9 protein-coding genes are annotated in these 11,507 nt (G+C 74.1%); all 9 read right to left on the bottom strand.

Annotated elements, in window-relative coordinates:
• A partial coding sequence (locus ACTHMS_RS17740; protein WP_440307987.1) for a hypothetical protein occupies positions 1-430 on the bottom strand: 430 nt, incomplete at its 3' end.
• A gap of 39 nt (positions 431-469) precedes the next feature.
• Positions 470-1,867: an SPFH domain-containing protein gene (locus ACTHMS_RS17735; protein WP_440307986.1), complete on the bottom strand. Its 1,398-nt coding sequence runs from the start codon at positions 1,865-1,867 to the stop codon at positions 470-472.
• Positions 1,868-2,107: a hypothetical protein gene (locus ACTHMS_RS17730; RefSeq protein WP_440307985.1), complete on the bottom strand. Its 240-nt coding sequence runs from the start codon at positions 2,105-2,107 to the stop codon at positions 1,868-1,870.
• 130 nt (positions 2,108-2,237) lie between these two features.
• Complete coding sequence (locus ACTHMS_RS17725; protein ID WP_440307984.1) at positions 2,238-3,422, bottom strand: hypothetical protein; 1,185 nt, start codon at positions 3,420-3,422, stop codon at positions 2,238-2,240.
• A complete protein-coding gene (locus tag ACTHMS_RS17720; protein WP_440307983.1) occupies positions 3,419-3,940 on the bottom strand; it encodes an RNA polymerase sigma factor in 522 nt (173 codons plus the stop codon). The genes ACTHMS_RS17725 and ACTHMS_RS17720 overlap by 4 nt, the downstream gene beginning before the upstream one ends.
• Positions 3,941-3,985: 45 nt before the next feature.
• Entirely contained in the window at positions 3,986-5,653 is a 1,668-nt protein-coding gene (locus tag ACTHMS_RS17715) for an acyl-CoA mutase large subunit family protein (protein ID WP_440307982.1), read from the bottom strand.
• An 88-nt stretch (positions 5,654-5,741) separates the two neighbouring features.
• On the bottom strand, positions 5,742-6,728 hold the full coding sequence (locus ACTHMS_RS17710; protein ID WP_440307981.1) for a hypothetical protein: 987 nt from the start codon (positions 6,726-6,728) through the stop codon (positions 5,742-5,744).
• 29 nt (positions 6,729-6,757) lie between these two features.
• Complete coding sequence (locus ACTHMS_RS17705; protein WP_440307980.1) at positions 6,758-7,783, bottom strand: YncE family protein; 1,026 nt, start codon at positions 7,781-7,783, stop codon at positions 6,758-6,760.
• A gap of 139 nt (positions 7,784-7,922) precedes the next feature.
• A partial coding sequence (locus tag ACTHMS_RS17700) for an NACHT and WD repeat domain-containing protein (protein ID WP_440307979.1) occupies positions 7,923-11,507 on the bottom strand: 3,585 nt, incomplete at its 5' end.

Here is an 11,507-nt window from a genome sequence, read left to right as displayed (position 1 = left end):
GAGGGTCCGGTCGACCTCGAACGTCTTGCCCTTGTCGTGGTGCTCCATGCCCTGGATCCGGCCGTGCTCGAGCGATACGAGCTCGGCGTTGGGGCCCGCCCGCCAGCACCCCCCCCCCCGCGCCGGGCGCCCGCCCCCCCGCCGGCACCGACCGCAGCAGCACCAGCAGCGGATCGGGCGCTGCGTCGATGCGCGGCAGCAGGTGCACGAACAGCGCCTCGGGTTCGTCCCCGTACGACTGACGGGCGATGGCCGCGAGCATCGCGGCGAGCGTCGCGCGCCACCGCCTCGGCGCCCCGAGGTCCTTCCCCCACGCCTCGCCGGCGTCCTTCGCCCAGCGCTTCCCGAGCCGCTCGTCGCCACGAGGCACACGCAGCCACACGCGGTCGTCGTAGGCGATCTCGTACCGGAAGCCGCCGCCCTGCGGCACAGGGGCATGGGACGCCGGCGGCCCGGTCGGGTGTCCCATTCAGCCGGACGTCCCGGCGCGGCCGTCGGCGGCACCGCGCTCGAGCGCGCGCGAGTCGGTGTCCTGCGCCGGCCGGGCGCCGTTGCCCGAGGGCGGGTCGTTGCGGATCGCGTCGAAGATCGCCATGCCCTGGCCGACGAGCCCGGACACGATCTGCGAGAGGCCGTCGGCGCCGTTCAGCACCGTGACGTTCGCCTGCGCCAGGCCGCCCGCGGCCTTCTCGACGATGAGCGGCAGCTGCTGGATGAGCATCTGGTCGAGCGACACCCGGTTGTTCGACGCGGCGGCCCGCGCGAGCGTCTCGGTCTTCTCCGCCTCGGCACGGGCGAGGATGCGCACGCGCTCGGCGTCGGCCTCCGCAGGCTTCACGACCTCGCCGACCAGCTGTGCCTCGCGCAGCGCCGCCTGCTTCTGCGCCAGCAGCGCCTCGGCCTCGGCCACCTCCTGCGCCGCCTGCGCGAGCGCCAACGGGCCGGCCTGGTTGGCCTTCGCCTGCGCCGACTGCGTCTCGGCGGCGTACCCGGCCTTGGCCACCGCGGTCGTCCGCTCGAACTCGGCCTGCGAACGCTGCGACTCCTGCACCGCCTGCGCCGCCGTCTGCGCCGCCTTGGCGTTGGCGACCTCGACCTCGGCCTGGAAGCCGGCCTTCGCCACCGAGGTCTGCCGCTCGTAGTCGGCCTGCTGGCGCAGCGACTCCTGCAGCGCCTCGGCCGCCTTGCGGTCGGCCTCGGCCTGCGCCGCCTTCACCTCCGAGGCGAGATTGGCCTGGACGACGGTGGTCTGCCGCACGTAGTCGGCCTTCGCCCGCTCGGCCTGCTGCTGCGCCTCGGCCGCGGCCTGGTCGGCCTGTGCCTGGGCGATCTGCGCCGACCGCTGGATCGCCGCGTTGTGCGGCGCGGCCATCGCGGCGATGTAGCCCTGGCGCATGTCGTCGATCGACTGGATCTGCAGCGAGTCGACGGTCAGGCCCATGCGGGCCATCTCCTCCTTCGACCCGTCGAGCACCTCGGTCGAGAGCTTCTGCCGCTCGGTGATGATCTCCTCGACGGTCATCGAGCCGATGATCGAGCGCAGGTGGCCCGCGAAGATGCGTCCGGTCAGCACCGGCATCTGGTTCTGGTCGGCGAGGAAGCGCTGTCCGGCATTGACGATCGACTCGGCGTCGCTGCCGACCTTCGCCGCGATGACCGCCTTCACGTTCAGGGCGATGCCCTGCTTGGTCACGCAGACCTCCTCGACCTCCGACTCGAACAGCGTCAGCGTGAGGAACGCGGCACGGCGGAAGAACGGCAGCACGAACGCGCCGCGGCCGGTGACGACGCGGAACGGCGCGCCGTCGGTCCTCCCGCCGGAGATGAGCATCGCCTCGTTGGGCGACGGGACGCGGTAACCGAACATCTAGAGCTCCAGCAGACTGTCGACGGGATCCATCCACGGCGCCACCACCACGGTGCGCGGGCCGAGCGTCGCGAGCACGATCACGGCCTGCCCACGGGGCAGCGGGTCGGCCGAGCGGGCGACGAAGGTCTCGGTGCCGCCGCGGATGCGCAGCTCGACCTCCCCCGCGCCCTGCTCGCCACGCGTCGCCGTGGTGATGCGGCCGGCGAGGCCGATCGGCGACTCGTGCGCTGAGCTCACATCGCCGGATTCAACTCCGTCGCTGTCCGGTTTGGGAATGATCCGTCGGTCACTGTTGCGTCGCGACGCCAAGATCGACACCCGTCCCGACCGGTCAGCACCGGTTCGGACGGGTGTCGATCATGGTCGGTCAGCAGTGCAGCGCGGGCAGGTCCGCCTCGCGCGCGACACCCAGCAACGGACCGCCCTTCGCCGACTCGGTGTTGACGGCGAGCGTGCCGGCCGCCGCGGCTGCGCCGGCGTCCAGCGTGCTCTGGTCCAGCACCGTGCCCGCGCCGCTGCGCAGATCGAGCAGATGCAGCCCATGCACGTCGGACCAGAGCAGGAACCGGTCCGTGAGCGCCAGCAGGTGGGTGAGGCCGTCGCTGTCGGTGCTCGCGACGTCGACCGCAGGCTCCGAACCACGCTGCACCAGCAGGTGCGTCCGGCCGCCGGACGATTGCTGGAACGCGTGCAGGTTCCCGGCCCGTACCTCGAGCCCGCTGGGCGGCGTCGCCGATGCGACGCTCACGTCGCTGCGTCGCCCGGTCGCGAGGTCGTAGGCGTAGCCGCGCGAGACGCCGACGTTCGTCGACTCGACCCAGCGCACGGCGCCGCCGGCGACGAACGGGGTCTGCACGATGAGATCGAAGTTGCCGACAGCCCGGACGGTGCGGGTCGCCCGCGTCCGGATGTTCACCGCGACAATGCCGGAGCGCTCGCCCTGGCCACCACCGGCGATGAGCGAGACCGCCGTCCAGTCGCCGTCGGGCGCTGTCGCGTCGCCGATCCGCACCGGTGTCGACGGGTCGACCTGCTGCGGCGCGGTGTAGAGCACGGTCGTCGTGCCGTCGGGACGCACCGTGACCAAGCGCCCGGGGTTCGTGGTCTCGACGGCGATGGCGTCACCGCGCCGATCCACACCGGCGAGGTACACGAGCCCCGCCATGACCGTGCCGGGTGGGATGCCGATGAGCTCGGGCCCATGCATGGCGGCCGTCCAGGCCGTGCTGTCAGCGGTGTCGCACCGTTGCGCCTGGGGGAAGGCGGCCGTCGACGGAGGACGCGGCGGCACCGAGGACACCGTCGTCGACGTCGGCACCGGGACGGTCGACCGCGTCACCGGCGGCGCCGAGTTGTCGTGCCCGCGCCCGGCGAGCGACAGCCCCACCGCCGCGGCGGCGACGGCCGCGGCGACGGTGAGCGGGAGCGCCATGCGTCGCCACCGCGCCGGCGCCGCACGGTCGACCGGCCGGAGGGTGAGGCCCTCGACGTGCAGCTGCTCGCCGGCGACCCGCAGAGCGGCGCGCAGGCGGTCCTCGGTGTCGGTGCTCATGCGTGCAGCTCCTTCAGACGCCGCTCGATCGCGTCGAGCGCGCGGGCGGCGGTGGACTTCACGGTGCCGCGGGCGATACCCATCGCGGCGGCGATCTCGCCCTCGTCGAGGTCGCTCCAGTAGCGCAGCACCAGCACCTCGCGCTGGCGCGGCGGCAGGTCGCGCAGCGCGAGCAGGACGGCGCGGTGCTCCTCGGCGAGCAGCAGCGTGTCGGCGACGTCGGCGGTCGCCTCGGGCTCGGCGACGCGCAGATGGCGTCGCGCCACACCGGCGCGGCGATGGTGGTTGCGCGTGCCGTTCACGACGGCGGCGCGCACGTAGGCCAGCGCCGCCTGGTGGTCGACGAGCCGGCGCCAGTGCCGGATCACCGCCGCGAACGACTCCTGCACGATCTCCTCCGCCGCGCCGCGGTCGCCGCAGAGGAAGGTGGCGAGGCGGACGAGCATCGCGCCGTGCCGCCGGAACAGCTCCTCGACCGCGGCGGTCGGCTCAGCGGGCGCGTCCCGCACGGTGTTCACATCTGTTGGACACCGTGCGCGCCCCGAGGTTGCCTCGCCCGAGCGTCAGAAGCGCACCGGCTCGCGGTAGACGCCGTAGAGCGGACGCAGCGCGTTGCAGATCTCGCCGAGCGTGGCCTCGGCGCGCACGGCGTCGAGCATCGGCGGCACGGTGTTCTCGTCCTGCTCGGCGGCCTTCACCATGCGGGCGAGCGCCTCGTCGACCTTCGCCTGGTCGCGCTCGGCGCGCCGCTTGGCCACGAGCGCCTTCTGCTCGAGCTCGACCTCGTGCGAGACACGCAGGATCTCGAGCGGCTCGCCGATGTCACCCGTGAGCGTGTTGACGCCGACGACCCGCTTGTCGCCCTTCTCGAGCGCCACCTGGTAGGCGAAGGCCGAGTCGGCGATCTCGCCGATGAACCAGCCCTCCTCGATGCCGCGCAGCAGGCCGGACGTCATCGTGCCGTCGCCGCCGAGCTCCTTGATGCGGGCGAAGATCGCCTCGGCCTCGGCCTCGAGCCGGTCGGTGAGCGCCTCGACGTACCACGAGCCGCCGAGCGGGTCGGCGACGTTCAGCACGCCCGTCTCCTCGGCGATCACCTGCTGGGTGCGCAGCGCGATCTGCGCTGCCTTCGCCGACGGCAGCGCCAGCACCTCGTCCAGGGCGTTGGTGTGCAGCGAGTTCGTGCCGGCCAGCACCGCGGCCATGGCCTCGACGGCCGTGCGCACGATGTTGTTCTCCGGCTGCTGCGCGGTGAGCGAGACGCCGGCGGTCTGGGTGTGGAAGCGCAGCCACTGCGCCTTCTCGGTCTTCGCGCCGTAGACGTCGCGCAGCCAGCGCGCCCAGATGCGCCGTGCCGCGCGCAGCTTGGCGATCTCTTCGAAGAAGTCGATGTGCGCGTCGAAGAAGAACGACAGGCCGGGCGCGAAGCGGTCGACGTCGAGCCCGCGCGAGAGGCCGAGCTCGACGTAGCCGAAGCCGTCGGCGAGGGTGAAGGCGAGTTCCTGCGCGGCCGTCGCCCCGGCTTCACGGATGTGGTAACCCGACACCGACAACGGCTTGTAGGCCGGGATGTTCGCGTCGACGTACTCCATGAGGTCGCCGATGAGCTTGAGGTGCGGCTCGGGCGGATACACCCACTCCTTCTGGGCGATGTACTCCTTGAAGATGTCGGTCTGCAGCGTGCCGTTCAGCGTCGAGATGTCGGCACCCTGGCGCTCGGCCGCCACGACGTACATGCAGAAGACGGGCACGGCGGGGCCGCTGATCGTCATGGACGTCGTGGTGCCGGCCAGGTCGATGCCGTCGAACAGGACGTCCATGTCGGCCGCCGAGTCGATCGCGACACCGCAGTGCCCGACCTCGCCGAGGCTGCGCGGGTCGTCCGAGTCGCGGCCCATGAGCGTCGGCATGTCGAAGGCGACGGACAGCCCGCCGCCGCCCTCGGCGAGGATCATCTTGTAGCGCTCGTTGGTCTGCTTGGCGTTGCCGAAGCCCGCGAACTGCCGGATCGTCCAGGGCTTGCCGCGGTAGCCCGTCGGGTGGATGCCGCGGGTGAACGGGAACTCGCCCGGCCAGCCGATGCGCTCCATGCGCTCGTCCGGGCCGGTCGGGCCGTAGACCGGCTCGACCTCGAGGCCCGAGAGCGTCGTGTAGTCGCGCTCGGCCTTACGGGCCTTGTCGTAGCGCTCCTGCCAGCGCTGGCGACCTGCGGCGATGTCCTGTTCGTCCATGACGGCGACCTTAGGGAGTGGCGGTGACGATGGCATTGCGACTACGTCCCACAATTTACTTGGACGTCCGAGCAAACGCGAGCACGGGTCAGCCGACGTGGACGCGCCGGACGGTGTTCGCGACACCGTCGTAGACCCAGAGGTCACCGAAGCCGACCGCGAGGGCACCGGCGTCCCCACCGATCGGCACGCTGCGCAGCAGGTCCCCCGTCGCGGCGTCGCGCTGCTCGAGCACCGCCGACGAACCCGCGCCGCTGCCCTGGTCATACACCGTGTCGTCGCCGACCCAGACGGTCGCGCCCTGGACGGCCAGGCTCACCGGCGCGCCGGTCGAGCCGAAGGTGTCGAGCACCGCCCCGTCGGGCGAGAGGCGGTAGAGCGTGCTCGAGCAGTTGTCGACGCTCCAGACCGCGCCGCCGGCGGCCTCGATCGGGCCGCAGAACCCGTCGTCGACGGACGCGGGGGTCGTCACGATGTCGTCCGCCGGGTCGATCGCCTCCAGCGCCTGCTGGTTCGAGCTGCCGACGTACACCCGCGTGCCGTCGTCGGTGATCGCCTGCGGGCCGTTGCGGAACACGCCCGCGGCGCCCGCCGGCACGGTGGCGACCACGGTGTCGGTGGCGGCGTCGATGCGGCTCACCGAGGCGCCGTGGTGGTTCGAGACCCAGATCGACCCGAACGCGGCGTGCAGCCACTGCGGTTGCAGCCCCACCGCGATCTCGTCCTGCACCCGACCGCTCGGCGCGAGCCGCCAGACAGCGTCGCCGAAGTAGTCGCTGACCCACAGGCTGCCGTCGGCGACGACCAGCCCGCCGGCCGGGAACGGCAGCGTGGTCACCAGCTTCATCGCGTGCGAGCGGGGATCGAGCCGGTAGAGGACGCCGTCGTGGTACTCGTCGGCGTCCAGCGCCCAGACGGCGTCGGGCCCGACGGCCAGCGCGTAGTACCCGGGTGCGGGCTTGTAGGTGGCGACCACCGGCCCGGGCCGGGCGGTGGCGTCGACGGTGCCGCCGAGCAGCAGCCCGGCCGCGACGGTGGTCGCCGCGATCGCGGCGGTGAGGCGTGCGGTGAACATCTCGTGCTCCTCGTGTCGGTGTGGGCCGGTCAGAAGGCCGCGACGCGGCGCAGCAGGCCGGCGTCCCAGTCGGCGACCCAGAAGCCGCCGGCGGCGAAGCTCGGCAGGTAGTCCTCGGCCCCGATGTCCTGCGAGGCGATGACGGCGCCGGTGACGCCGTCGCGTTCGACCAGCCAGCCCTGCTCGCAGCCGCCGTCGTCGCAGTGGAACTCGCCGGTGTAGAGCCGGCCGCCCACGACGGCGGCGCCCCAGTCGAAGTGCGGCGTCGGGTCGAGCGTGACGGTGATCCGTTGCCGGTGCGCGTCCCAGCGGTAGTAGTCGATGCCGCACTCGGTGTCGTCGAGCCAGTAGCCGCCGGCCGCGGGCAGGATGCGTGCGCACGCCGCGGCGGCGGTGCCGACGGCGTCGTAGCGCACCCTGGCCGTCGCCGGGTCGATGCGGGCCACCCGTCCGCTCGTCGGCATGGACACGAGCACCTGGCTGCCGTCCCACGCCACCTGGTACGGCCGGTCGGTGACGTCCTTCGACCCGACCCGGACGGTCTGGACGACGGCGTTCCGCGCCGGGTCGATGCGCACGACGGCCTGCTCGTTCTGCAGCGCCCCCCACACCGACCTGCCGTCGCTCACCAGGCTGCCGGGCGAACGGCCGGTGGCGACCCGGGCGGTGACGGTCATCGTGGCGGGGTCGACGCGCAGCACTTGATCCTCGAAGAAGGCCGGCACCCACAGCGCGCCGCCCGCGACGGTGAGCGTCTGCACGTCGAACGAGTTGCCGGTCGGCATGCCGTTCGGCAGGGTCAGCGAGCCGGTGACCGCGCCGGTCGCGGGATCGATGCGGACGAGCGTGGCCTGCTCGCCGTCCGGTGCCTGCGGCGGATCGGCGAGCGCGACGACCCACTGCCCGACCGCGACGGTCTGCGTCACGCAGCACCCGGCTGCGGGCAGGGCGACGGTGGCGGTGACGTCGGCCCTGGCGGGCGGCGCCACCAGGCCGACACCGAGTGCCAGGCCGGCAGCGGAGAGCGACGCGAGACGGCGAGGGTTGCCGAGCATGTGGGACCTCCCCAGGGCGTCGTCCGGCGGTGTCCGGACGCCACGGAGGTTCGGCCGTGCCGGTTGCAGCGCGGTTGCAGCGCCCCACAGTGGGCGCAGTGGGCGCAGTGGGCGCAGTGGGCGCAGTGGGCGGCGCGCGTCAGTGCGCGGGGCTGCAGACGGGCCGGTACGGGCGGTCGCCGACGTAGCGCTGCCACTGCGCCCGCGTCATGTCGCCACCGGCCAGTCGGCAGGCCGTGCGGGCGAGTTCGGCCGGCTGCACGTGCAGGTCGAACCACCGCTGCACGGGCGCGTCCGGGTGCGCCGGGTCGGGGCCGAAGCCGACGAGGTCGCCGTCCGAGGCGTACCAGGCGAACAGGCCGCCGGCGTTGCCGCTCGGCCCCAGCGAGATCGGCTGGGCGAGCCGCTGCAGCCCGGGCACGGTGAAGAGGTCGACGGTGCCCGCGGTGCCAGAGGCGACGATGCTGCGGCCGTCGGGTGCGAACCGGGCCGCCAACAGGTAGCCCGACTCGACGGCGCCGCCGGCCGTGACCACGTGCAGCGTGCGGGCGTCGTAGAGCGTCAGCGTGCCGTCGAGCGTGCCGACGGCGAGCAGGCGCCCGTCCGGCGACCACTCGGACGTGCTCTCCCCACCGACGTCCCCCATCCCGGTCTGCGCGAGCACCCGGCCCGACGCCGGGTCGACGACGGCCAGGCGGTGGTCGGGCGGGCTCGCGTCGTCCGGCCCGAGCGCGAAGTCGCCACCCGTCGCGTGCGGCCCGGTGTCGTAACCGCCGAACAGGAGGGTGCCGTCGGGCGCGAAGCGCCAGGGCACCGCGAGCACCCGGGCGCCGTCCCGCCCGCCGAAGTGGACGGTGAAGCTGCGCAGGTAGCGACCGGAGGGCAGCGCGAAGACCCCGATCCGGGTCGCGCCGAGGTTCACGTAGGCGGTACCGCCGTCGGGACTGATCGCGGCGTTGAACCCGAGGACGAAGCGGTCCGGCGCGTCCGCGGGCAGCTGCAGCGTGCCCACCCTGTGGCCGTGCACGAGGTCCCACACCTCGACGCGGTTGTGGCCCTGCGGGTCCTGGATCGACAGCACCGCCCGGGTGCCGTCCCGGCTGGCCATCGTCTGGTTGACGTACTCGTCGTCGCGCAGACCGAGCGGGAAGGTCGTCCACCGGCCGGTGTCGAGGTCGGCCCGCAGCAGCTGCTCCTTCGACTCGGGCAGCGCGCCGCCCTGGTGCGGCGTCAGGCCGACCACCCAGTGCCCGAAGGTCTCGGCGACGTCGGGCGCCCGCAGGTCCGCGCCCGCGCGCGAGGCGAGCCGCGGCGTGGACGTCACGCCCCACGACACCAGCTCGCTGTCCAGCCCCGCGGTGTAGAGGCCGGTCGGCGCGGTGGTGCCGCTCCAGGCGCCGCCCACCACCGGACCGGCATGACCGGCGAGCGTCTCGGCGGCCGACCCGTCGGCCGTGCGGTAGACCGACACGGCCCCGCTCTCGGTGAGCACGGCCAGTTCGCTGCCGTCGGGCGCGAAGAGCACGTCGTCGGCGCTCTCGAGCTGGGTCGGCAGGGCCACCGGCTCCGCCTGCCCGGTCGCCGTGACCTGGAGGATCGCGACGCGGCGCGGGTCGCGGCCGTCGACCACCGCCACCCGTGACCCGTCGGGCGCGAGGCCGAGGGTGGTGCCGTCCTGCTGCTCGGGGAAGGTGCGCAGCCGCGCGACGACTCGCAACGACGGCAGGCCGCGCACCTCGACGGTGCCGTCGGCGGCGAGCACGGCCATGCTGTCGTGCCCGGCCGCCACGGCCACCGTGTGCGCGGGAGCGGTGAGGCGCAGCGGGGGCGCCGACCAGTCGTGCGCGTCGAAGACGTCGATCGTGCGCCGGCCGCCCGTGACATGCACCAACCAGTGCGCGTCGGACGAGAACGCGGGCTCGATGGCCGGGTCACCGTCCTCGGTCAGGACGCGCGTGCGGCGTCCGGACGCGACGTCGACGAGGGCGAGCCGCCCGTTCAGCGGCTCGTCGGGCGTCGAACCGAACGTCACGAGCATGCGCCCGTCGGCCGTGATGCCCTCGAGGTAGTCGGCGCGGGCGGCGAGCGTCGCCGTGACCCGTCGTGTGCGCGGATCGAGGACGGTCACCTGCCGCCGGTTGTCCATGACCGCGAGGCGCGTGCCGTCCGGCGTCACGGCCACCCGCAGCAGGCGGTGCGGCGCCTGGAACCGCCAGAGCGCCGACGAGTTGCGCTCGACGGCCGCGAGCAGGGCGCCGCGCGAGTCGGCGGAGTCCTGCAGCCGGTAGGCGGCGACGGCGAGCAGGCTCGAGGTCGCGATGTCCGGCGCGGTGAACGACAGCGCGGCCAGCCGCCGGCTGTCGGCGGCCAGCGCGGCCGCCCGGGCCGACGCCGCGGCGCGGTCGGCCGAACCGCGCTCGTGCAGGGCGACGACCACGCCGACGGCGGCGAGCACGACCATCGCCGCCAGCCCGATCGCAACAGCCCGCAGCCGCCGCCTGCCGCGTGCCTCGCGCCGCGCCTGCTCCCGGGCCGCGGTGAGCTGCGCGTCGGCCGCCGCCTCGGACGCGGCCAGGAACTCGCGCTCCACCGGCGTGACGTCGTCCGGGTGCTCGTCGCGCCAGTCGAGCGCGCCGCGCAGGCGGGCGCCCCGGTAGAGGTCGCTGTCCGGGCGCCCCGCCTCGGCCCACGCCCGCACGGTGGCGCCGAGATGGTCGAGCAGGTCGGCGGCCAGCACCCGTTCGTCCAGCCAGCCGCGCAGCCGCGGCCAGTGCACCAGCAGCGCGTCGTGCGTCAGTTCGATGCGCGTGCCGGTGACCGTGACCAGCCGTGCGGCGGCGAGGTGCGCGACCGCCGCCGCGGTGTCCGGATCGGCGCTGGTGTCCGGCAGGGGCAGCGGGCGCCGCACCCACCCGTCACCCTCCCGGCCGGCGAGTTGCAGCAGCAGCCGACGTACGGCCACGCGGGCCGCGGGCTCGAGGGAGAGGTAGGCGTCCTCGGCGGTCGCCTCGACCGCCGAGGCGACCCCGCCGCCGCGCCGGTAGCCGGCCAGCGTCAGCGTGTCGCCCGCGCGGTTCTCCCAGGTGCGCACGAGCGCCGTCGACAGCATCGGCAACGCCGCCGGCTGGCCGGCGACGTCGTCGAGCACGGTCTCGACGAGGTCCGGCTCGACGGTCAGGCCGACCCGCTCGGCCGGCTCGACGACCACCCGGCGCACCTCGTCGTCGCGCAGCGGACCCACCAGCACCGAGGCGGCGCGGGCGTGGGCGGCGAGCGGTTGCAGCTCGGCGAGGCGGCCGTAGAAGTCGCCGCGCAGCGCGAGCACCAGCCGGCCGCCCCCGGCGGTGTACTGCTCGAGCCGCTCGACGACGGCCTGCCGCTCCCCCGGCGTGAGCACGGTGAACAGCTCCTCGGCCTGGTCGAGCACGAGCAGGTCGTGCTCGCCGCCGACCGCGCCGCGCTCGGCGGCCGGGGTGGTGACGCCGGTGCGCCACGCGGCCGAGCCCGGCAGGGCACCGCGCCGCAGCGCGGCGATGAGCCCGGCCCGCAGGATCGAGGACTTGCCCGTGCCGCTCGCCCCGACCACGACGACGGCACGGTGGTCGGCGACCAGCCCGACGAGCTCGGCGGTCAGCCGCTCGCGGCCGACGAAGTACTGCGCGTCGGCCACGTCGAAGGCGGCCAGGCCCTTGAACGCGCCGACGACCCGCGCCCGCGGCTCGCG

Source organism: Jatrophihabitans sp. (assembly GCF_051960575.1).
Lineage (GTDB): Bacteria > Actinomycetota > Actinomycetes > Mycobacteriales > Jatrophihabitantaceae > JBQCEE01.
The sequence above is the reverse complement of the archived record's forward strand: the minus strand, read 5'-3'. Positions and strand labels throughout refer to the sequence as shown.